We start from the raw sequence: 22405 nt of genomic DNA, 5'->3' as shown, positions 1-22405 counted from the left end.
GCGCTGTCGTTTCACCGGCTTTTAAAGAACGATCCCAAAATCCCGCGTACAAGCGCTTGGCCGCTTTTGGTGCCTAGCTGTCGTGCAAAGCTTTTGGCAAAGGCCTCTCCCACGCTGTCTGATGACCGCGAGGATTTGCGTTTTGTGCTTTGCGCCACACGTCCCCCGTCATAGCGCCGCGCGGAATTGAACTCTCGCTGCTGGCTTTCGGCGCGCGCCTCTGCGGCCTCTGCTTCTGCAACCTCTTTTGCGGCAGCTTCGGCGCGGGCCAACAGGCGTTCATACGCCGAATCGCGATCAAACCGCGCCTCATATTTCCCTGCAACGGGGGATGCTGCCATCAAAGTGGCACGCGTTTCGGCATCAATCGGGCCCAATTGGCTGCTAGGGGGGCGAATCAACGTCCGTTCCACCACACCCGGTATGCCCTTTTGCTCCAGAAACGACGTCACCGCCTCCCCTGTGCCCACTTGCGTGATCGCTTCCTCGGTGGAGAAGCGCGGATTGCCTCGGTAGGTTTGTGCGGCCAGCTTCAGATCGCGTTGATCGCGGGGCGTGAATACCCGCAAGGCATGCTGCACCCGGTTGCCAAGCTGTGCCAGCACATCATCAGGTACATCGGCCGGCTTTTGCGTGACAAAAAACACCCCCACCCCCTTGGAGCGGATCAGCCGGACGACCTGTTCTACCTTATCCACCAATGCCTTAGGCGCGCCGTCAAACAGCAGATGCGCCTCGTCGAAAAAGAACACCAGCTTGGGTTTGTCGGGGTTTCCGACCTCAGGCAGCTCCTCGAACAGTTCTGAAAGAAGCCACAAAAGGAAGGTAGAATAAAGCCGCGGCGCACCCATCAACTGATCGGCTGCCAAGATGTTGATCCGCCCGCGCCCCTCGACATCGACCTGCATCATATCAGCCAGATCCAATGCCGGTTCGCCAAACAGATTGTCCCCGCCCTGATTCTCCAGCACAAGCAGGCGGCGTTGGATCGCCCCGATCGATCTGGTGGAAACAAGCCCGTAGGTCGTGCTGATCTCACTGGCATTTTCGGCGATAAAGGTCAGCATCGCCCGCAGGTCTTTAAGGTCGTACATCGGCAAAGATTCATCATCCGCAAGCCGGAAGGCGACATTGATCACGCCCTCTTGCGCATCTGTCAGCTCCAACAAGCGCGAAATCAGCAATGGGCCCATTTCGGCAACGGTGGTGCGCACCGGATGGCCTTTTTTGCCGAATAAGTCCCAGAAAGTAACAGGAAAATTACTGTATTCCAGATCAAGCCCGATGGTTTGCGCCCGCGCCATAAAGGCATCGTGCAGTTTGTGATCTGCCGATCCCGCCATGCCGATCCCCGAAAGGTCGCCCTTCACATCGGACAAGAACACCGGCACCCCGGCAGCCGAAAACCCTTCGGCGAGGATTTGCAACGTCACGGTTTTGCCCGTGCCCGTGGCCCCTGCAATCAACCCGTGCCGGTTGCCATAACCCAATAGCAATTCCTGCGGAGTGCCATAAGCCTCATCGCCGCCGCCAACGAAAATACCCGGTTCAATCGCCACGCAATCCCCTTTCAACCCGAATTGGCGCGGCAATCTGCCCGCCACGCCTTCAAAATACATTGTTAACCGCTCTGTGCCAGAGTGGTTTTCACCAATGCGCCCCAAAGGCGTTTTTGGTAAGACTTCCTCCCTGTTGAAACTGACCGCGCCCCTTAAAAGGCGCGGTTTTTTTGTGCGTTTTGAGAACTTTTTTCCTGTTGACCTGTCTATGCTATGGTCCTAACTTTTCCTTAATGAAGTCGGCCAGTCCGACGGGGAGCTATAACTAAAAGAAAAGGGTCGGTACGCCGGCCCTTTCGCATTTCCCCCTTTCCCCGCGACGTGGATCGGTCACATCCACAGGGCAATCATCAGACAGCGTAATATTGCCTCACCCTGTTTTCGGACCTGACTTTGCTAAAACCCCATGCTATGCGGTGTCTTATACCATTGAAGGACCGAAACGAATGCCCGTGAAAAAATCCGCACAGTTTCTTGCAATCCCCCTTTGCCTTCTGCTTGGCACTGCTGCCTTTGCTCAGGAAACTGCCCCTGTGGCCGATGCCGAAAGCACCGATGCCCCCAATGGCCTGTCGATGGGCACGCAAGAGCCTGCAGCCAATGATGGTATTGGTGCGACCTATACCGCCGAAACCTTCGGTACATGGGAACAACGCTGTGTGAAAACCGAAGACGGCGCCGATCCGTGCCAGCTTTACCACCTGCTCAAAGACAGCGAAGGCAACAACGTGGCCGAGATTTCGATCTTTGGTCTGCCCAAGGGTCAGCAGGCCGTGGCCGGTGCCACCGTGATTGTGCCGCTGGAAACTCTTCTGACGGCAGAGCTTTCGGTTGCTGTCGATAGTGCCGCTGCCCGGAAATACCCCTTCTCATGGTGTTCCAACATCGGGTGCATCGCGCGCATCGGGTTTACCCAAGCCGAGGTTGATGGCTTCAAAAAAGGCAATGCTGCAAATCTCAGCATCGTTCCTGTTGTTGCCCCCGATCAAAAGGTTGAACTGTCCGTCTCTTTGACCGGCTTTACCGCAGGCTATGACGCTGTGAACAAAGCCAACGGCAACTGAGCCCGGCAAGATATTTTAGTTACGCCGCGCATGTCCTGCGCGGCGTTTTCAATGGGTGCCCTTGGGCTTTGGATTGCCCGGTCTGGCGGCAAGCCCCCCCAGCGCACAATCGGCCTATAGCTGTTGCTATTCAGCAAGCTGCACGGCAAAAAAGCAATGCAGGGTAAAGCTAGGGGTGAAACGATGTTGGAAGGTGACTCCCTCAGGGACAAAATCATAGCTCAATATGACGGGATGTCGCCGCAGCTTCAGCAAGCCGCGCGCTATGTGCTGGAAAACCCGCAAGAAGTAGCGCTCACTTCAATGCGGAGGTTGGCGCGCAATGCGGCGGTGCAGCCCGCAACGATGACACGACTGGCGCAATATCTGGGGCTGACCGGATATGAGGATATCCGCGCCCATTATGCCAAGACGATCCGCATGCGTGCCGACGGCTTTGCCGCGCGTGCAATGGAACGCGAAACCGCATCGCCAGATGAAGGCGGTGGTCTGGCCCGTCAGATGCTGCAAAGTCTGGCCGCCCAGATATCACGGTTGAGCGAGCCACAACCGCTCGCCCAGTTGCAAGCCGTGGCGGATCACCTGCATGGCGCGAGGCGGATTTATGTCCTAGGCCTTCGGTCGTGCCATTCCGTCGCTTGGCATTTCCATTATGTAATGACGCTACTGGGTGAAAAGACAGTGCACCTTGACGGCCCCGCAGGCACATCAGGCGACGGTCTTTTGCATGCCGGTGATAAGGATGTGCTGCTGGCGATCTCCGTCAGCCCTTATGCGCTACATACGCTGGAACTTGCGGCAGCGGCGCGTGAAAAGGGTATGGCCGTCATTGCCATTACCGACAGCGAGGTTTCCCCACTCGCCTCGATTTCACAAGCGACTATATTGTGCCCGACAGAAAGCCAGACATTTTTCCACACGCTAACCCCTGCCCTTGCCATTTCAGAAGTGCTCTGTGGTTTGCTTGCAGCCCATGACCGTCAGGGCGCGCTCGAGGCACTTCAAAAGGCCGATGAGCATCTGCAATCGCTCAATATTTATGCCAATACGATACCGCGCCGCCGGATCTGATTCTCAAGCTTCACAATAAATTGCAGTCGTCACTCAAGAAAACGATGTGGATGCTACGAGGCTTTGTTGCGCGAAATCGGTTTCGGGGATTCATGTTGTGAACCCAGCGTGATAGCTGACAGCCATGAGCAGCTGGATACCAACGACTTACAACACCAAGAACTGGTCTGACTACCACCAAGCCCTAAAACAGCGCGGTTCATTATCGATCTGGTTTGATGATGAGATGGTGTGGGAGGCGCAGCCTTGTGGCAAGAGGGGACGTCAACAGGCTTACAGTGATGTGGCGATACAAGCTTGCCTGACGATCAAAGTGCTGTTCGGTTTGCCCTTGAGGCAGACGACCGGGTTCATGGAAAGCATGCTGAAGTTAGCGGGGCTGAACTGGGCGGTGCACACAATGCCGACGCTACCGTGGCCTAATTTGCAACCGCCCTATACAGATACAGAAGGCGCTGTCAAAGTGATCATGACCGGTTCGGCCCAAGATCCGGCAGCGTTCCAGCCTCACATTCGCTCGAAATCGAGACAAGAGGCACTGCGCAATCGCTATCGCAATTCAGCGGATGAGCTGAAGCTGGTGATCGTGCGTGATATGTGGCTGACTGGTTTTGACGCGCCCTGCATGCACACGCTTTACGTGGATAAGCCCATGAAGGGCCACGGGTTGATGCAGGCCATCGCACGTGTAAACCGCGTTTTCGGAGACAAACCTTCAGGTCTGGTGGTCGATTACATTGGCCTCGCCGCGGATCTGAAAAAAGCGCTGGCACATTATTCAGCTTCCGATCAACAACGCACCGGCGTTGATAAACGTGAAGCTGTTGATGCTTTGATGACCGCGCTAGATGTCATGCGCGACATGTTCTACGGCATCGCCTATCAGGACGCTTTGCGAGGAACGCCCCAAGATCGCATCCACATCCTCCCCATGGCGATCGAACATGCTTTGACTCTGCCTGTATTCGATAAAGATGGAAAACAGGTTGAGGGCGGCGATCGAAAGCTCAGCAAGAAACGATTCATGAAGGCAGCCACGCGGTTGATCACCGCATTCCGGATCGCATCAGCTAGCCCCGAGGCTGAGGATATCAAGGAAGAAGTCAGCTTCTTTGCCGCCGTGCAGGCCGCAATCCGGAAGTGCGGTTGAAAATACGGAATTTGCGATCTCGCAACTGATCAATCAGGCGGTAGGTTCAACCGAAGTCATCGACATCCTTAAAGAGTGCGGCGTCGATCGCCCCGATATCGGCGTCCTGGATGAGGCTTTTTTGCTTGGCATTCAGGGAATGGATCAAAAGAACCTTGCGGTCGAAGCTCTGCGCCGGCTGTTGAACGGAGAGATATCCTCCCGGACGCGGACAAACCTTGCGAAGAAAGACGCATTCTCGCAACAACTGACAGAGGCCATTTCCCGCTACCACAACCGCAGCATCGATGCGCTTCAGGTTATTCAGGAGTTGCTCAAGCTGGCCCGTGATTTGCGGGAGGAGCCGGAAGACGGCCTATCGCAAGAGGAAGCCGCCTTTTATGACGCCCTTGCACGCAGCGAAAGTGCGATGGCCTTGATGGGTAACGAAGACTTGCGTGTGATTGCAGCCGAACTTGTAAACACCGTCCGCGCAAGCGCCTCTGTAGACTGGTGGGGTAATCGCCCCCTTTTTAACGGGGTGCATCTGTAGAACTTACGCGGCCATTTTCAGTTTCATAGCGGGTGTGATGCCGCCGATGCCCATGTTCGGGCGGTCGTTGTTATATGTCCAGAGCCATTGTGTGGCCTGATCCTGAGCCTCCTCGATGCTTTCGATGATGTATTGATCCAGCCATTCATGCCGAACCGTCCGGTTGTAGCGCTCGACATAGGCGTTCTGCTGGGGCTGTCCGGGTTGGATGTGCTGGATCGTAACACTATGTTTCTCAGCCCATTTTCTCAGTGTTTCGCTGATATATTCCGGCCCATTGTCGACCCTGATCGTGCCCGGTTTTCCGCGCCATTCGATAATGCGATCAAGGCTGCGGATGACCCGTTCGGCAGGGAGCGAGAAATCAACCTCGATCCCCAGCCCTTCGCGGTTGAAGTCGTCCAACACATTCAAAAGCCGAAAAGCCCTGCCGTCGCCGAGGCGATCCGCCATGAAGTCCATGGACCAGGTCACATTCGGTCTGTTCGGGACCGCCAGAACGTCAGGCTTCTCCCGTTTCAGCCGCTTGCGCGGCTTGATGCGCAGGTTCAGTTCCAGCTCACAGTAGATCCGGTAGACCCGCTTGTGGTTCCACGGATGCCCCTTCACGTTGCGCAAATGCAGGAAACACAGGCCAAATCCCCAAGTCTTGCGCGCATCCGTCAGCCCTGTCAGCAGATCGGCGATCACCTCGTTCTCGTCTTTCAGCTTCGGGCTGTAACGATAGCAGGTCTCGCTGACCTCGAAGGCCCGGCACGCCAGCGCGATGCTGACGCCCCGTCGCTCTACCGCCGTTTCGGCCATCTCGCGGCGCTGAGATGGCCCCGTTACTTTTTTCCGAGGGCTTCCTTCAATAAGTCCGCCTGCATGCTCAGATCTGCATACATCCGCTTCAGCCTGCGGTTCTCTTCCTCCATGGCTTTCATCTGGCTGACCATGGATGCATCCATGCCACCATACTTCGCACGCCATTTGTAAAACGACGCATTGCTCATGCCATGTTCACGGCAAAGCTCGGCCACCGGCACACCACCTTCGGCTTGGCGCAGGATCGCAAGGATCTGGGGTTCGCTATATCTGGTCATTTTCATTCAAAATCTCCTCGTTCATCTTGCCGAGAAAATTCTACTTCCGCAGCCCCTTACTTTCGGGGGGGATTACCGTGGCGTAAAGACAATGTCCGCACAAAGATGCGGGTCGCCGTAAAACGGATACTGAAAAAGCATGGGTTTCCGCCAGATCTGCAGGCCGAAGCGATCAAGCACGTGGTTCAGCAGGCCGAGGCAATGGCAAGAGAAATGAGCTAAGGGGGGCTTGCGGCCCATAGCCGACCTTTGCTGGAACGTCGGATGCCGCAATGCAGCTTCACCGAAGCGGACATTGGAGCACGTGTGCAGCATTTTGACTCGCTGAAGGTCCGCTGTGCGGACTTTTCTGCCGTTGGTCAAACACCTGAACTGATCATGTCTCGAACTTTCACCGCCTTCTCGAAGTGATCCAGTTCGTGAGTCTTGATCCACCATTCGGCTGCTTCCATAAGCAACTTTGGCTCATCATTCTTATTGGCAAAAAAAGCGTAGAATGAAAGACCTACGGTTTCTCCCTTCTTAGCGATCTTGTCATTGCAGACAGCGATTGCCTTTGTCCTTAAAGTTGATCTCATACTACTTGCAGCCTCTCTATCGCCAAATGATTGATCAGAACATAAAGTGAACTGATGAAGGTCGCAACTTAAGACTTCTGGTAGGTTTGGGCTCCAAGCGGACTTGCAGCAATGCAGCGCGTGGTTTTTGCGCAAAATGCCCTGCCACCGGCCTGAGGATCACACCGGATGACTGCTGTCAGCCCAAAGCAGACACGACAGAAAAAACCGAAGACACGGTGCTTATATTCGAGTCGCCCTGAGATTGGGTTCTTCTTGACGTGCTATCCTGGGATGTGCTTTCGATATGCGCGAAATGGTGTGAGGTTTTTATGGATTTTAGTTTAAAGTCAGCGCTGGATTTTTTTGTCAACGCCGCTCCGAAACCAACTTTCCTAATCTTTGTTGTTTCGACCGGCCTTACTTTTTTGTTTTTCCTTAACCCCGACCTGCTACCTGACTGGCCCAAACACGTTGACGCAGTGGCTTTTTGGGCCGCTATTGTTTCCGGCTTACTGTTATTGGGCATTATTATATGGGAGGGTTTTGACCCTGTTCGACGCAAAGTGCTTCGGTGGGAACAGCGCCGCAAGGAATTAAAAACGCTTCTAGGGTTAACTATAGATGAGGTCGCAGCTGTAAGCCTATACGCACAATTTCGTAAGAAAACGCTCCCCATTGAAAAACATCATGCCTTGACGCAATCTCTGGAGAGCAAAGGGATAATCAAGCGTACGTTTGCCTGCCTTCTAGCTGAGGGCTCAACCGCTAAACCAACATATTACAGCCCCCCTGAGCCAGATGCATTCGAATTTGTTGACACGATATGGCAACTTATCGTCGTCATGGACGAGTTCAAAGTAGATGCCGAGGCACTGAGGGATGCTATTAACGATGGCAAGAGAGGTGATGATTTGCGAGTTTACCTATCGCCTAAACATCCCACCGTCTCTTGCACCATGTGATATTAAGATGATCTTGCAATAAGCCAAAATAGTCGCGCAGGCGTCAATCGATTGGCAACTTTGCAAAATTCACTATCTGCGCATAGCTGCCATTGGTGCATGGTGCGGCAAGATTTTCTGCGCAGGACGGGGTGTGAATGTCAGCTTTTCACAATCCGAACCAATGACCGCGCACCTGCAGAGAATGTCTGCAAACCGCCCTTCTTGGAAAAATGTTGCACGAAGGCAATTGGACCATTGCCAGATTTGCACCCGAATTGTTTATGAATGCAATGCTTGGTGAATCCGATGCTACCCTTATGGAAGCAGAATCCCCAGTTTTGTGAAAACTATGGTTCCATTTACACAAAGATGCAGACAGCGATGCCTATGCCTCGATCTCTGCGCTCCAGTATAGGTAATCCAACCATGTATTGTGGAGTTCTTCTTTGACCAGTGGCATCTTTCTTGCAATGCGGTCAAGCTCTTGGGGGGTGGGTTGAAAAGGCGCTCTCAAGAGTTTCATGCGTGCTTCACTCGGGGTTCTGTTCGCCTTTCTCAGGTTATCGGGCGCACATGAGGAAACGATATTTTCCCAGCTTGAACGTCCAGACCGGCTTTTGGGAATAACATGGTCAAAGGTCAGCTCGCTTGCCGGAAGACGTTCTCCGCAATACTGGCAGCGAAACCCATCCCTTAAAAACACGTTATACCGCGAAAACGGTACGTGTCTGCGTTTGCGGTAGCGCTTGAGGACAACGACGGCGGGCACTTCAAAGGCCTGCCGTGGGGTTTGGATCAGCACATCATCATAGGATTTAACCTGGATCACGCGCTCTTGCATCACTGCGACCAGCGCTTGCTGCCAGCTCCAGGCTGATAGCGGTGCCCAGCTTAACGGCTGGAAGTCGGCGTTTAGAACAAGGGTTCGCAGCCCCGAGACAGACGCGTTCATGCGATGTCCTCCCGGAATGCCTTTGACCGTCTCCGGTTTTGCATTGCAGTCAAATGTTGGCGCCCAAAGTGCGGCGCGGTATCAGGATATGTGGGTACAGGTTTCATGATCTTCCCAAGCCATTGAGAGCATTGACGTAAAACAATTCGCACTGGGGTACTGACGTGAATACGCATCCCTCCAAAAACAAAAAAGCGCGTCAAGCAGACGCGCTTTTGAGGTTTGGAAGAACCTATGGGGGGAAAGACAATGGGAGTATGGGTATGATGCCTTTGACTGCGCGGGAAACGATCGTGGTCAAAGGCAGCCCCGGCGCGCATGGGGCATGTGGCCCTTATGCGATCTAGCCAAGGCCAGCGCGAAACCGCGCAATGTGGTTGCTGTTGGAGCGCTGCGTTCAAAACCGATGCCGGACACGGATGCAGGGCAACCGGCGCTCGGGTAAAGGTCATTTTGACGTCGCAGCCCATCTTCTATCGCGCTCTCCCATTGCCGTCGGGCGAGAGGCCCCACCCCTATAAAACAGGACTATATATCGCGGTGATCATCTGACAACCCCCTTTGCCAAGCTGTCGTGCAGGCAAAGGGGCAAGCAGTCTATTTCGGCAGACGCTCGTTCAGGAAGGCAAGCGCCATGGACAAGCCGTCGGGGGCGATGCCATGCCCCGTCCCTTTCATCACATGGCCAAAGACTTCAAACCCTTCCGCCACCAGCGCATTGCCGGCTAGGCCCATATCCTCAAAGGGAACAACCGGATCCTGATCGCCATGGATCAAAAGCACCGGTGGTTTGACGCTGGCCTCATGCAAAAGTTCGGGCGCAAGCAGCCTGCCGGAAAAGGCGACAACACCGGCCATTTTACTCGTACGGCGGGGGGCAATTTGCAGGCTCATCATGGAACCTTGCGAAAACCCGACGAGGGCAAGCGCCTCTGGGTCCAGCCCCTCTTCTGCCAGCTTTTCATCGAGGAAGGCGTTGAGGTCATCGGCAGCGGCCAGCAAACCCTCACGGGCGACCTCTTCCGAAGAGCTGTCAATCCACGGGATCGGGAACCATTGGCGGCCCATTGGCGCGCGGTTACAAGGTTCTGGCGCGTCGGGGGAATAGAAAACCGTATCAGGCATATGCTGCCCAAGCGGATCAGCCAGCCCAAGCAGATCCGCGCCGTTCGCGCCGTAGCCATGAACGAAAACGACCATACTTTTCGCTTGGCCAATTGCCGGACCTTTACGGTCGGAGCTAAGGTTGCGTGTCATCTAATCCCCTCTTTTGCAGTCGAAACACGGTAATAAGCCCAAAGGATGCGGGCCGCAACCGAACGCCACGGCGCCCAATCTTGAGCAAGCGCGCGCATCGGTTTTTCTTTTGGGCGCTCGGGCAGGTCAAACAGCCTGCGCGCCGCCTCTTGCAGTGCCAGATCGCCATGGGCAAAGACATCGGCGCGGCCAAGGCTGAACATCGCATAGATCTCGGCGGTCCATGTGCCGATACCCGGAACGGCCGTCAGCGTGGTGATGACCTGCGCATCGGGCATGCCTCGCAGGCTTGGATAGTCGATTAGGGCGGCCGCCAGCGCATGGGCATAGCGGATTTTTTGACGCGAGAGCCCGCAGGCGCGCAGCTCTTCCTCGGTTGCGGCGGCGACGGGTGCTTCCTCGGTCAGCCCCGCTGCGGCCAGCCGTCCCCAGATGGCGGCAGCCGACTGGGTACTGACCTGCTGGCCAACAATCGCATCAAGCAATGCCGCAAACCCGTCAGCCTTGCGGCGCAGCGGCAACGGCCCCACCTGCCCCAGGGCATAAGCAAAGCGCGGCTCTTGCGCGGCCAACCAGCCCTCGCCCTCGGTAACGCAGGCGTCGCCCTCAATGATACGTCCGGTCATGACACCCCCGATCCTTAGGGCACGCTAACCTTTGACCATGCGCAGGAAAACCCCAAAAGCCGCGCCCGGGATTGTAGCTATGACAATTTGTCCCTTGCCCGAAAGGGGGGCGCGGCCTAATCAACATGTATGACCCACGCAGATACATCCCCCGCCTCCGCCCAATCGCGCCGCAATGTCTGGGTGTTGATTGCCGCCCAAGCGATCCTTGGCGCGCAGATGCCGATGATTTTCACCATCGCGGGGCTTGCGGGGCAAACCCTTGCCTCCAACGCGTGTTGGGCCACGCTTTCGATCTCGATCATGGTTATCGGCTCAATGCTCTCGGCCACGCCGCTTTCGGCGATCATGCAGAAATACGGGCGTCGGGCCGGGTTTTTGATCGGCACTGCAGCCGGAGCCTTGGGTGCGGGCATCGGGGCTTACGGGCTTTATTCCGCGTCTTTCCCGATCTTTTTGCTAGGGGCGCTGTTTTCCGGCACCTACATGTCGGCGCAAGGGTTTTACCGTTTTGCCGCCGCTGATACCGCATCCGAGGCATTTCGCCCCAAGGCAATCTCTTGGGTGATGGCGGGCGGGTTACTTTCGGCGATCATAGGGCCGCAACTGGTAAAGGTAACGGCGCAGGCCTTTGTCGTGCCCTTCATGGGCACCTATCTGGCGGTTATCGGGATCAACCTTGTCGGGTCTTTCCTGTTTCTGGGTCTGAAAATTCCGAAACCCCCAGCCCCCAAGGTGGGTGAGGCCAAGGGCCGCACCAAATGGGAAATGATCAAAGAGCCGCGCATTGCCGTGGCCGTGATCTGTGCCACTGTATCCTATGCGCTGATGAACCTTGTGATGACATCCTCACCCCTGGCGGTTGTCGGCTGCGGGTTTGAAACCTCGAATGCCGCCGATGTGGTCACGGCGCATGTTCTGGCGATGTATGTGCCATCGTTCTTTACCGGCCATCTGATCGCACGTTTCGGCGTGGAAAAGATTATCGGTCTGGGCTTGGTGATCCTTGCCGGTGCGGGGGCGGTTGCCCTGACAGGGGTGGAGCTGGAGAATTTCTTTGTTGCGCTGATGTTGTTGGGCGTCGGCTGGAACTTTGGCTTTATCGGCGCCACCACAATGCTGGCCGGTGAACACGCCCCGAGCGAGCGTGGGCGGATGCAGGGCCTCAATGACCTTTTGGTCTTTGGGGGCGTAACGATGGCCTCGCTGTCCTCGGGCGGTTTGATGAACTGTTCGGGGGGGACCGTTCAGGAAGGTTGGGCGGCCGTGAACCTCGCGATGCTGCCGTTCCTGGTGCTGGCGGGCGGCGCGTTGATCTGGCTCGCCCTACAGCCCAAGGATACCCGACGGGCGTGATAGCCCTGCCCCTAAGGGGGCAAGGCCTTTGGCGTTAGCGCAGGCTGGCCAGTAGCGACAGGCTTGGCTCTCCGGTCACGGCCATATTGCGGCTGGCCTGATAGGCCGAGATCGCCGCGCGGGTCTTGCTGCCGATCACCCCGTCCGCGCCCTCGGTATCAAACCCTTTGGCGGTCAAAAGCCGCTGCATCTCTTTGCGGGTTTTCAGGGTCATGCCGTTTTCATCCGGCGGGAAATCACCGCGAATAGGGCCAAGGCCAAGGATACGGTCCGACAGATGCCCCACCCCGATCACATAGCTTTCAGAGTTGTTGTAGCGCGTGATCGCGGTGAAATTACCAAAGGTCATAAAGGCCGGCCCCGCCATCCCCTCGGGGATGATGATCGAGGCGGCACCGTGGTTCGGCACACGGCCCCCGTCCATATCGCGCACGCCCATTGCGGCCCAATCGGCAGGGCTGCGCGTGGATTTGCGCCCTGCAAGCCCCGCGTTGAACCCGTCAGGCAAGCGCACCTCTACACCCCAAGGCTGGCCCTTGGTCCAACCCGATTTCGCCAGATAGGCGGCGGTAGAGGCCAGCGCGTCGCTCGGGTCATCCGCCCAGATATCGCGCCGCCCGTCGCCGGTGAAATCCACCGCGAAAAGCGCGTATGACGTGGGGATGAACTGCGTGTGCCCCATCGCACCGGCCCATGACCCTGTCATCCGATCAACCGGAACATCGCCGTTTTCCAGAATCTTCAACGCCGCGACCAGCTGTTTCTCAAAGAACGCCCCGCGCCGCCCGTCATAGGCCAAGGTCGCCACCGCCGAGATCACAGGGATATCGCCGCGCCGCTCACCATAAAAGCTTTCCAGCCCCCAAACGGCGGCCACGACATGCGCCTCGACGCCGTAACGTTGCTCGATCCGCGCAAGGGTGGAACGGTGGCGCGCATAGGCGGCACGCCCCTTGCTAACCCGCTCATCCGAGGCGGCAATCGCAAGGTAATCTTGCAAGGAGCGTTTGAATTCGGTCTGGTTGCGGTCGCGCTCAATCACCTCGGGCAAATAGCCCACGTTGCGAAAGGCGGCATTCATCGTGCTGGTGCTGACGCTATTGGTGCGGGCGCGGAAATTGGCAACCCAGGCATCGAAACCGGCATTTGACACGGCGCGATACTGCGTTGTATTGCGCGCCGAAACGGGGCCGGTGCCGCCGCCCACGCAGCCGCTTAAAAGGGCCGCGCCCAAGGTGGCAAGGGTTGTTCGTCTGGTAACCTGCATCGCGCTGCTCCTCAAAATGCTCTGGGCATTCGCCCTTGAGGCAAACCCTAGCGCAGTTCAAGCAACGGGGGAAGATGGCGTCAGAAACGACCGGTAAAAGCCTGCCACATCAGGCCCCCACGGCGCGCGAATTCCGACAGTTGCAAGCTGCCCTCGCCCACGCGGCCCGGCTCTTTTTCGGCCATGCGCAACAAGCCCTGTGCCTGCCAGCCCGCCAGCACCGCCGGACGCCCCGCCGCGCTGATGCCCAGACGTCGCGCCTGTGCCAGCCGGTCAAGCCCGCGGCGTGCCAGTGCTGCAATCCCCGCATCCCGCCCGTCCAGCAAGGGGACGCGCCCGCGTGCGGCCAGTTCCGGCACCGCCTGCAGATAGGCCGCAAGCCCGGCGGCCCAGCCCACGCCCCGCAAGGCGGTCTCATCATCGCTGCCAAGCGCCTTGCCCGACAGCCACATCAACCCGCCTGCCGTATCCTCCAGATAGGCATCCATCGCGGCCTGATCGGCAAAAGCATCGCTATAGATATCCCAACGCCGCGCCTCGGCCATCCGGTCCAGCACATCAAGCGGCAAATCCAGATCGGCCAGCGGTTGCAGCACCTCATGGCCACGAATGATGCCCTTGCCCAGATCCTCAACCGCATCGCGCCACCATTGCAGGCGCATCTCGGCGATCATCGGCTCTTTGCTGACCCAAGGCGCGCGGGCCAGTTCCAGATTATAGGCGTAAAGCGGGGCAAGCCGGGCACGCGCCGCCACGGGCGCCGCCATCAACGCCGCGAAACGGGTCGGGTCGCCGCGCTCGATCAGGGACAAGAAGTCGTGCGTCATGACGCGCCATCGCGGATCAACTTCCAGGTGATCGCATCCAAAAGCGCCTCAAAGCTGGCGTCGACAATATTGGGTGATACCCCCACGGTTGACCAGCGTTTGCCCGCGGAATCCTCGCTGTCGATGATGACGCGGGTCACGGCCTCGGTGCCGCCTTGGGTGATGCGGACCTTGAAATCAACCAGATGCATGTCGTCGATATAGGCCTGATAGGGACCAAGATCCTTGGCCAGCGCCTTCCACAATGCGTTGACCGGCCCGCGATCGGTGCCGCTTGCATCCATCGACTCGCTGACCGACAGCATCTTTTTGTCGCCAACCTTCACCACCACGACCGCCTCGGACAGGGTTACGGTCTGGTTGCGCTTGTTCTTGCGACGTTCCACCGTGACGCGGTAACGCTTTACCTCAAAGAACTGGGGGCAAAGACCAAGGGCGCGCCGCGCCAGCAGCTCAAAACTCGCCTGCGCGCCGTCATAGGCATAGCCCTGATCCTCACGCAATTTGATGTCATCGAGGATACCCCCAAGACGCGGGTCCTTCGCCTCTACCGCGATTCCGGCTGCGGCCAGTCTTGCACGCAGGTTGGATTGCCCCGCCTGATTGGACATCGGGATGATGCGCGCATTTCCGACCGTTTCCGGCGGAATATGCTCATAGGTCGTCGGGTCCTTGAGGATGGCCGAGGCATGCAGACCCGCCTTATGCGCAAAGGCCGAGGCCCCGACATAGGCCGCGCCCCGTGAAGGCACGCGGTTGAGGATATCATCCAGCATCCGGCTGGTGCGCAAAATCCCCGCCAGCGCTTGCAGTGTGACGCCGGTCTCAAACCGGCTGGCATAGGGGTCTTTGAGCAAAAGCGTCGGGATCAGCGACACAAGGTTGGCATTGCCGCAACGCTCCCCCAAACCGTTCAGCGTGCCTTGGATTTGCCGCGCGCCCGCATCGACCGCCGCCAATGAGCAGGCCACCGCATTGCCGGTATCATCATGGCAATGGATGCCCAGCCGGTCGCCCGGAATGCCCGCGGCAATCACCTCTCCGGTGATGCGACCGACATCGGCGGGCAAGGTGCCGCCATTGGTATCGCAAAGCACGATCCAGCGCGCCCCAGCATCCAGTGCTGCGCGCAGGCATGACAGCGCGTATTTGGGATTGGCGCGGTAGCCGTCAAAGAAATGTTCGGCATCAAACAGCGCCTCGCGGGTTTTGGCGGTGATATGTTGGAAGCTCTCGGCAATCGCGGTGAGGTTTTCCTCTAGCGTCACGCCTAGGGCGGTGGTGACGTGGAATTCATGCGTTTTACCGACCAGACAGACCGCCGCCGTGCCCGCATCCAGAACAGCGGCCAGCACATCGTCATTGCCCGCCGAGCGGCCCACCCGTTTGGTCATGCCAAAAGCGGTCATCGTGGCGCGGGTGCCAAGGTCTTGGGCGAAAAACTCGCTGTCTGTCGGGTTGGCACCGGGCCAGCCACCCTCGATATGATCGACACCCAAAGCATCCAACGCCCGCGCGATTTGGATTTTTTCAGCCGTGGAAAACTGCACGCCTTGGGTTTGCTGCCCGTCGCGCAGGGTGGTGTCATAGAGGTAAAGGCGGGTTTTAGTCATAGGATCGCGTCCACAACGGTGGGCGCGAAGTGATCATTGATTTTAACAAGTCCACCATTTATCCCATTTGATGATCTTGTTGCTCTCAATTCCAACCCAACATGCGTTGCCTTTTCTTTAAGATTATCCGCTTCAAGCCACTTTTGTTCTCGGCGGAAGGCAAGCCACCTGCTCAGCACCCTCTGCGCAGCGTCCCTTAGATCTTCAGAAATTGGACCCCAACCCAAGACGCCTATCGTTGGTTGGAAGTCTTTTCCCTCGGTCAATCCTTTATATTCATAGGGGGTAGCCCAGTCGGCCCTCGAAACCTCGTTGATATCGATCCCAAGCAGATTGAGGGAAGCCGCAAATTCGTTGCGTTTGTCTTCCTTGAACAGTTCGCGAAGCCTATCGATTGCCCCAGCAGTGTTCAAATCGTCGCATAGCATCGCCATAAATTCAGCATCAGCCTCACCGTCAGTTGAAGCTCCCGCAATCTTTGTCCAATCTCTAAGCGTTTCTTTGGCCTGCGTCGCCTTCTCTGTCGTCCAATCCATTGTCTTGCGGTAATGGGTTTGCAGGAACACAAAACGGATCACCTCTCCCGGGATGCCTTGGTCCAAAAGGTCGCGGACGGTAAAGAAATTGCCCAAAGACTTGGACATTTTCTTGCCCTCGACCTGCAACATCTCATTGTGCAGCCAGACATTGGCAAAGCCCGCATCCGGATTGGCGCAGCAGCTTTGCGCCACCTCGTTTTCATGGTGCGGGAATGTCAAATCGGTGCCGCCGCCGTGGATATCAAACGACGGGCCCAGCAGGGCCTCGCTCATGGCCGAGCATTCGATATGCCAGCCGGGGCGGCCCCTGCCCCACGGGCTTTCCCAACCGGGTGTGTCATCGTCCGAGGGCTTCCAGAGCACAAAATCCATCGGGTCGCGCTTGTAGGGGGCAACCTCTACCCGCGCGCCCGCGATCATATCATCGACCGAGCGGCCCGAAAGCTGCCCGTAGTCGGGATATGAGCGCACATCAAACAGCACATGCCCCTCGGCGGCATAGGCATGGCCCTTGGCGATCAGCCCTTCGATCATCGCGATCATCTGGGTGATATATTCGGTCGCGCGCGGCTCATGATCGGGGCGCAGGTTACCAAGCGCATCCATGTCGGCGTGATACCAAGCGATCGTCTCATCCGTGATGTCGCGGATGGGGCGGCCGGTCTGGGCGGCCTTGGCGTTGATCTTATCATCCACATCGGTGAAATTGCGCACATAGGTCACATGATCCCCACCGTACTTATGGCGCAGCAAACGGTAGAGCACGTCAAACATGATCACATTGCGCGCATTGCCGATATGGGCGCGGTCATAGACGGTCGGCCCACAGAGATAAATCCGCACATCGTTGGCATCAATCGGGGTGAAAACCTCTTTTTTATGGGTTTTCGAGTTGTGCAGTTTAATCACAGTCATGACAGTACCTTCCGCAGTCTGAACGCAGCTTACCCGCGCGGGCATAGCAACTTTGCGCCCGATTGGAAAACGAAAAGACATCTCTAGGCGCGCATCAAGCCTGCGGTGTAGGGTACAGCAACTGCGACCGACAAAGGACCCCTGCATGTTCCGCCTGCTTGCCCTCTTGCTATGGCTGCCCCTTGCCGCCCATGCCCAGACCTATCCTGAACCGCTATCCGATACCGTCAACGATTATGCCGGTTTGCTGCCACCCGAGGCAGAGGCCCGCGTGGCAGCCACCCTGCAAGCGGCGCGTGATGAAACCGGCGTGCATATCGTGCTGGCCACGATCAACGCGCAGGCCGATTACGATTATTCCGGCCGCTTTGCCGATTTCGCAACTGGGTGGTTCAACGCTTGGGGGATCGGGGACGAGGCGCGCAATGACGGGATACTGATCCTTGTCTCAAAGGACGACCGTGAGATGCGGATCGCACTGGGGCGCAGCTATGACGTGATTTGGGATGGTCGCGCGCAGCGGGTGGTCGATACTGCCATGCTGCCCGCCTTTCGTGATGACCTTTATGCCGAAGGGTTGGAGGCCGGCGTGCAATCCGCGATTGACCATCTGGCCCGCCCCTTTGCAGCCAACGAAGAGGTGACCGAGACCAGCGGATTTCCAGCAGAACCTTGGTGGGAAAGACTGTTCGGGCCGGTCGTCTTTGTGGTCATCGGGCTGTTCATGGCATTTACGATCTTTCGCAAACGGCTGCGCGATGTCTTTGATCGGATCAGCGCCTGCCCTGATTGCGGCAAGCGCAAAATGGAGGTGTCGCGCGAGGTTCTGCTGGACCCCGGCGAGGAGACCGACGGCCAAGGCATGCGGCATTTGCGGTGTCGTGCATGTGGCTATGATCATGGTGAGCGTTTCACGCTGCCCTCCAAGGCGGCACGGCGCAAGGCGCGCGCCTCGTCGCGCAGCGGCTTCGGGGGCGGCAGTTCGGGCGGGGGGGGCGCATCGGGCAAGTGGTAAACCCCTCGACAGGTGGCAGGGAAATGGGTTAACTGAACATGTGTTCAGATAGTGGGAGGATGAGGATGCAGATTGAAAATGCAGCGGTGGTGGTCACGGGCGGTGCTTCGGGGCTTGGCGCGGCGGTGGCACGTTTGATGCGCTCCAAAGGGGCTGCGGTCACTTTGTTTGACCGTGACACGGCCCGCGGTGAGGCACTGGCCGATGAGATCGGCGCGACCTTCCGCACTGTTGATGTAACGGATGAAAATTCGGTTCAGGCCGGTGTTGCGGCGGCAAAGGTCGCGATGGGCAAAATTAACGCGCTGGTCAACTGCGCAGGCATTGCGACCGGAGCGCGGGTTGTGGGGCGTGAGGGGCCACATGATCTGGCGCTTTTCCAGCGCACCATCGACATCAACCTTGTTGGCAGCTTCAACTGCATGCGGCTGGTGGCTGCTGAAATGGCGGGCAATGATCCGGTAGATGGAGAGCGCGGCGTGATTGTCAACACGGCATCCATTGCGGCCTTTGACGGCCAAAAAGGCCAAACCGCCTATGCTGCCTCCAAAGCCGGTATCGCGGGGATGACGTTACCTGCCGCGCGCGACATGGCGGGGCAAGGCATCCGAATTTGCGCCATCGCACCGGGGGTCTTCATGACGCCGATGCTTGAAGGATTGGGGCCGGAAATCCACGAAGGATTGGCCGCCGATGTGACCTTTCCAAAACGGCTTGGCCGCCCAGAGGAATACGCAGCCCTTGCCGGGTTTATCCTTGAAAGCAGCTATTTGAACGGTGAGGTGATCCGCCTTGACGGTGCCTTGCGGATGCGCTGAATAGCAAAAAGGGCGGAGGTTTCCCCCCGCCCTTTCCAAGTCCAATATCCGAAGATCAGAAACGGTAGCCCACGCGCAACTGCACAAGGTTACCCTTGGCATCTGTGCCGGAATTGTCAAAGTCGTCGAAACGGTTGTGCGTGTATTCCGCACCCACGGTCCATACGTCGTTGATGGCGTAATCGACGCCAACACCAGCCAGCCAGCCAGTGTCAGACCGGTTCCCACCGGCAGTTTCGACCTTTGCATGGGCCGCGCCAACAGTACCATAAACCAATGTACGACCCATGTCATAGCCGCCCATCAGCTTGAGTTGGGTAAGGTTTTTGCCTTTGTTTCCCATGACTTCGACGTTGGAGCCGTTGTAGGCAAGCTCGGCACCCGCGACGAATTGACCGAAGTCATGACGGTAACCGGCATGAAGGCCACCAATAGCGCCGTCGCCATCTACACCTGCAGTGTTGGACGACATATCGCCGTAGCCAAGCTGGCCACCTGCATAAAAGCCAGTCCAATCACCGGTGACGGGGGTAACCACAACGGGGGTGATCATCGGTTCGGGTGTGGGCTCTGTCAAACCACCTGCGAATGCGGCGGGGGCTGCAAGGGCAGTTGCGAGGGCGAAGGACGTAAAGAGTTTCATAAGTCTACCTTTCGACGTTAACATCCGACCGTTGTCGGCTGTGGGGATAACGTCTAGGTAGGCTTTCGGTTCCCACAATGTTAGCCCCCCTCACATGGCTGTGAACCCGCGTCAGAAAAGGTGCTAAAAGCCGCCGATTGCGGGGGGCTGATAGGCCAAAACCAGCCCAGTTACAGGGCTGCCTTCTCCTCCAGCGCCATCCACTCCCCTTCCAGTGCACCCAGTTGGGTCTGGCGCTCGGCCATCATCTCGGAGGCTTTGCGAAATTTGACAGGCTCTTTGGTGAAAAGATCATCGGCTTCCAACAATTCGCCCAGCTTGCTGATCTCTGCCTCCATCTTGGCGATCAGATCAGGCAGATCTTCGAGCCGTTTGCGTTCGGTGAACGACAGCGTGTCAACGCGCTTGGCTTCGGCCTTGGGGGCTGGCTGGCTGGCGGCTTTAGGCTTAAAGGTGGCCTCGGGGGCCCATTCGGTATCGCGCTGCGCCATATAATCGGACCAGCCACCGGGAAAGACGCCAACACGGCCCTGCCCTTCCAGCGCCACGGTCGAAGTGGCAACGCGGTCGATGAAATCACGGTCGTGGCTGACCAACAGCACGGTGCCATCGTATTCGCCAAGGATATCTTGCAGCAGGTCGAGGGTTTCGACATCGAGGTCGTTGGTCGGTTCGTCCAAAATCAACAGGTTCGACGGTTTCGCCATAATCCGCGCCAGCAACAGCCGCGCTTTTTCGCCGCCCGAAAGCGAGCGCACCGGCGCGCGGGCCTGTGCCTCATTGAACAGGAAATCCTTGAGGTAGCCGACGACATGCTTGGGGTTGCCGCGCACCATCACCTGATCCGAGCTGCCAGACACCGCCATCGACGGGTCATTGGTCAGGTTGTCCCAAAGCGAGGCGTTCGGGTCCAGCTGCGCACGGGTCTGGTCAAACACCGCGATATCTAGATTGGTACCAAGGGTGATGCTACCGCTATCGGGTTGAATTTCCCCTGTCAGCATCTTCAAGAGCGTGGTCTTGCCGATCCCGTTCGGTCCGACAAAGGCAATCCGGTCGCCGCGCAACACGCGCAGATCAAGGTCATTGACGATCTGGGTGTCGCCAAAGGCCTTGGAGATGCCCTTGGCCTCCACCACCCGCTTGCCCGACGTGGTGCCGGATTCCAATGCCATCGCAGCGGTGCCCTGACGGCGGATCTGGCCTGCGCGTTCGGCCCGCAAATCAGCCAGCGCGCGCACACGGCCTTGGTTACGTTTGCGCCGCGCCGAAATGCCTTCAACCGCCCAACGCGCTTCGGCCTTGATCTTGCGGTCCAGCTTGTGGCGTTGATCGTCCTCCTCGGCCCAAACGGTTTCGCGCCATTCTTCAAACCCGTCGAAACCGCTTTCGCGGCGACGTACCTGACCGCGGTCAATCCACAATGTCGCACGGGTCAGCGCCTTAAGGAAAGCACGGTCGTGGCTGATTAGCACGAAAGCGGTGCGGGTGGATTTCAGCTCATCCTCCAGCCATTGAATGGCTTGAATATCAAGGTGGTTCGTCGGCTCGTCCAACAACATCAACTCTGGCGCTTCGGCCATCAGACGGGCCAAAGATGCGCGCCGGCGCTCACCGCCCGAGGCAGAAGCGACCGAGGTTTCGGGATTGAACTTCAACCCTTCGGCAACCATTGCGACCTTATATTCCTCACCATCGGGCAAGGTTGCGGCGGCGTAATCACCCAAGGTTTCAAAGCCGGAAAGATCGGGATCTTGTTCCATATACCCAACGGATACGCCGGGCGGCACGACACGCGTGCCTGCATCGGCCTGCACCAGCCCCGCCATCACCTTCATCAAGGTGGATTTGCCCGACCCGTTGCGCCCGACCAGCGCCACACGGTCACCGGGATGTACCACAAGGTCCAGATTGTCGAACACCGGATCGCCCCCGAAGGTCAGCGAGATACCGGAAAGTTGCAAAAGCGGTGCGCGGGCCATGGGGGACTGCCTTATGGTTTAATGCATGAAAAGCCGCCCCTATCGGGACGGCCCTAATTTTCTTCGCAACGTCAGGGACGATTAGCCAACCAGTTCAAGACCGGAGAAGTAAAACGCGATTTCACGTGCAGCCGCTTCTGGGCTGTCGGAACCGTGAACCGAGTTTTCGCCAACGGACAAAGCGAATTCTTTACGAACAGTGCCTTCGTCGGCATTGGCCGGGTTGGTTGCACCCATGACTTCGCGGTTTTTCAAAATGGCGCCTTCGCCTTCGAGAACCTGAACGATGATCGGGGCCGAGGACATGAATTCGCACAGCTCGCCGTAAAACGGACGCTCGGAATGCTCGGCGTAAAACGCACCGGCTTGGGCAGGTGTCAGGTGGATACGCTTTTGGGCAACGATGCGCAGACCGGCATCTTCAAACTTGGCGTTGATCTTGCCAGTCAGGTTGCGGTTGGTTGCATCGGGTTTGATCATCGAAAGGGTGCGTTCTACGGCCATGATACTCTCACTTTAATATTTGGGGAAAATCCCCTGATGTTTATGGCGCCCTGCTAGCATGGGCCGCTGGCCTTGAAAAGCCCATGTTGCGCGCAAGCAGTTGACGCCGCGCGCAGCTTCGGGCAA

The 22405-nt window shown here is 57.7% G+C and carries 20 protein-coding genes and 2 pseudogenes; 9 read left to right on the top strand and 13 right to left on the bottom strand.

Annotated features, from left to right (window positions below; translation table 11 throughout):
* Window positions 1–11: 11 nt before the first annotated feature.
* A complete protein-coding gene (locus tag EOK75_RS02740) occupies window positions 12–1619 on the bottom strand; it encodes a helicase HerA-like domain-containing protein (protein ID WP_420821916.1) in 1608 nt (535 codons plus the stop codon).
* 386 nt (window positions 1620–2005) lie between these two features.
* Here EOK75_RS02740 and EOK75_RS02735 point away from each other — a divergent pair, with 386 nt between their 5' ends.
* From EOK75_RS02735 to EOK75_RS20695, 4 genes and pseudogenes are all read left to right on the top strand, one after another.
* Window positions 2006–2623: an invasion associated locus B family protein gene (locus EOK75_RS02735; protein ID WP_137192471.1), complete on the top strand. Its 618-nt coding sequence runs from the start codon at window positions 2006–2008 to the stop codon at window positions 2621–2623.
* A 183-nt stretch (window positions 2624–2806) separates the two neighbouring features.
* Window positions 2807–3694, top strand: a complete 888-nt coding sequence (locus EOK75_RS02730) for a MurR/RpiR family transcriptional regulator (protein ID WP_137192470.1) — start codon at window positions 2807–2809, stop codon at window positions 3692–3694.
* Window positions 3695–3818: 124 nt separating this feature from the next.
* Window positions 3819–4098: pseudogene (locus tag EOK75_RS20700) on the top strand (transposase); the annotation flags it as partial.
* Window positions 4095–5376: pseudogene (locus tag EOK75_RS20695) on the top strand (DUF3387 domain-containing protein). The pseudogenes EOK75_RS20700 and EOK75_RS20695, both read left to right, overlap by 4 nt.
* A 3-nt stretch (window positions 5377–5379) precedes the next feature.
* On the opposite strand, the gene EOK75_RS02720 reads toward EOK75_RS20695, so the two are convergent.
* Window positions 5380–6467, bottom strand: a protein-coding gene (locus EOK75_RS02720) for an IS3 family transposase (RefSeq protein ID WP_137192138.1) whose coding sequence is annotated in 2 segments (ribosomal slippage) — window positions 5380–6206 and window positions 6206–6467 — 1089 coding nt in all. Because the reading frame shifts where the segments join, the coding sequence is not laid out codon by codon here.
* Between EOK75_RS02720 and EOK75_RS21770 the strand changes: the two genes are divergently transcribed.
* On the top strand, window positions 6375–6683 hold the full coding sequence (locus EOK75_RS21770; RefSeq protein WP_137192469.1) for a type I restriction enzyme endonuclease domain-containing protein: 309 nt from the start codon (window positions 6375–6377) through the stop codon (window positions 6681–6683). The genes EOK75_RS02720 and EOK75_RS21770 overlap by 93 nt on opposite strands.
* Before the next feature lie 137 nt (window positions 6684–6820).
* Here EOK75_RS21770 and EOK75_RS21220 read toward each other — a convergent pair whose 3' ends face one another.
* On the bottom strand, window positions 6821–7039 hold the full coding sequence (locus EOK75_RS21220) for a DUF6500 family protein (RefSeq protein ID WP_137192468.1): 219 nt from the start codon (window positions 7037–7039) through the stop codon (window positions 6821–6823).
* Between the two features lie 311 nt (window positions 7040–7350).
* Here EOK75_RS21220 and EOK75_RS02705 point away from each other — a divergent pair, with 311 nt between their 5' ends.
* Window positions 7351–7983, top strand: a complete 633-nt coding sequence (locus EOK75_RS02705; protein ID WP_137192467.1) for a super-infection exclusion protein B — start codon at window positions 7351–7353, stop codon at window positions 7981–7983.
* 367 nt (window positions 7984–8350) lie between these two features.
* Here the strand turns inward: EOK75_RS02705 and EOK75_RS02700 are convergent, their stop codons facing one another.
* From EOK75_RS02700 to EOK75_RS02690, 3 genes are all read right to left on the bottom strand, one after another.
* The gene (locus tag EOK75_RS02700) at window positions 8351–8917 is read right to left on the bottom strand and encodes an HNH endonuclease (RefSeq protein ID WP_137192466.1); all 567 of its coding nucleotides are present in this window, start codon (window positions 8915–8917) and stop codon (window positions 8351–8353) included.
* 597 nt (window positions 8918–9514) lie between these two features.
* A complete protein-coding gene (locus EOK75_RS02695; protein WP_137192465.1) occupies window positions 9515–10174 on the bottom strand; it encodes an alpha/beta hydrolase in 660 nt (219 codons plus the stop codon).
* Window positions 10171–10800, bottom strand: coding sequence for a DNA-3-methyladenine glycosylase family protein (locus EOK75_RS02690; RefSeq protein ID WP_137192464.1), 630 nt, complete (start codon window positions 10798–10800; stop codon window positions 10171–10173). The genes EOK75_RS02695 and EOK75_RS02690 overlap by 4 nt, the downstream gene beginning before the upstream one ends.
* 129 nt (window positions 10801–10929) lie before the next feature.
* Between EOK75_RS02690 and EOK75_RS02685 the strand changes: the two genes are divergently transcribed.
* Window positions 10930–12156 (top strand): MFS transporter, encoded by a 1227-nt coding sequence (locus EOK75_RS02685; protein WP_137192463.1) that lies wholly within the window; start codon window positions 10930–10932, stop codon window positions 12154–12156.
* Between the two features lie 34 nt (window positions 12157–12190).
* Here EOK75_RS02685 and EOK75_RS02680 read toward each other — a convergent pair whose 3' ends face one another.
* The 4 genes from EOK75_RS02680 to cysS all read right to left on the bottom strand — a co-directional run bounded on the left by EOK75_RS02680 (window position 12191) and on the right by cysS (window position 17317).
* The gene (locus EOK75_RS02680; RefSeq protein WP_137192462.1) at window positions 12191–13423 is read right to left on the bottom strand and encodes a lytic murein transglycosylase; all 1233 of its coding nucleotides are present in this window, start codon (window positions 13421–13423) and stop codon (window positions 12191–12193) included.
* An 80-nt stretch (window positions 13424–13503) separates the two neighbouring features.
* Window positions 13504–14250: a squalene/phytoene synthase family protein gene (locus EOK75_RS02675; RefSeq protein ID WP_137192461.1), complete on the bottom strand. Its 747-nt coding sequence runs from the start codon at window positions 14248–14250 to the stop codon at window positions 13504–13506.
* Window positions 14247–15863 carry a citramalate synthase gene (gene cimA, locus EOK75_RS02670; RefSeq protein WP_137192460.1) on the bottom strand — a complete coding sequence of 539 codons (1617 nt, stop codon included), beginning with the start codon at window positions 15861–15863 and terminating at the stop codon, window positions 14247–14249. The genes EOK75_RS02675 and cimA overlap by 4 nt, the downstream gene beginning before the upstream one ends.
* Window positions 15860–17317 (bottom strand): cysteine--tRNA ligase, encoded by a 1458-nt coding sequence (gene cysS, locus EOK75_RS02665; RefSeq protein WP_137192459.1) that lies wholly within the window; start codon window positions 17315–17317, stop codon window positions 15860–15862. The genes cimA and cysS overlap by 4 nt, the downstream gene beginning before the upstream one ends.
* Window positions 17318–17462: 145 nt before the next feature.
* Here cysS and EOK75_RS02660 point away from each other — a divergent pair, with 145 nt between their 5' ends.
* Both EOK75_RS02660 and EOK75_RS02655 read left to right on the top strand, forming a co-directional pair.
* On the top strand, window positions 17463–18332 hold the full coding sequence (locus tag EOK75_RS02660) for a TPM domain-containing protein (RefSeq protein ID WP_137192458.1): 870 nt from the start codon (window positions 17463–17465) through the stop codon (window positions 18330–18332).
* 65 nt (window positions 18333–18397) lie between these two features.
* Window positions 18398–19150, top strand: coding sequence for an SDR family NAD(P)-dependent oxidoreductase (locus EOK75_RS02655; RefSeq protein WP_137192457.1), 753 nt, complete (start codon window positions 18398–18400; stop codon window positions 19148–19150).
* Window positions 19151–19205: 55 nt separating this feature from the next.
* On the opposite strand, the gene EOK75_RS02650 is transcribed toward EOK75_RS02655, so the two are convergent.
* The 3 genes from EOK75_RS02650 to ndk all read right to left on the bottom strand — a co-directional run bounded on the left by EOK75_RS02650 (window position 19206) and on the right by ndk (window position 22279).
* Complete coding sequence (locus tag EOK75_RS02650) at window positions 19206–19793, bottom strand: outer membrane protein (protein WP_137192456.1); 588 nt, start codon at window positions 19791–19793, stop codon at window positions 19206–19208.
* Window positions 19794–19963: 170 nt separating this feature from the next.
* Window positions 19964–21775 carry an ABC-F family ATP-binding cassette domain-containing protein gene (locus tag EOK75_RS02645; RefSeq protein WP_137192455.1) on the bottom strand — a complete coding sequence of 604 codons (1812 nt, stop codon included), beginning with the start codon at window positions 21773–21775 and terminating at the stop codon, window positions 19964–19966.
* 81 nt (window positions 21776–21856) lie between these two features.
* A complete protein-coding gene (gene ndk, locus EOK75_RS02640) occupies window positions 21857–22279 on the bottom strand; it encodes a nucleoside-diphosphate kinase (protein ID WP_137192454.1) in 423 nt (140 codons plus the stop codon).
* Between the last annotated feature and the right edge of the window lie 126 nt (window positions 22280–22405).

Source organism: Pseudorhodobacter turbinis, assembly GCF_005234135.1.
Lineage (GTDB): Bacteria > Pseudomonadota > Alphaproteobacteria > Rhodobacterales > Rhodobacteraceae > Pseudorhodobacter > Pseudorhodobacter turbinis.
Note: the sequence above shows the minus strand (reverse complement) of the source record. Positions and strands in the feature narration are given on the sequence as shown.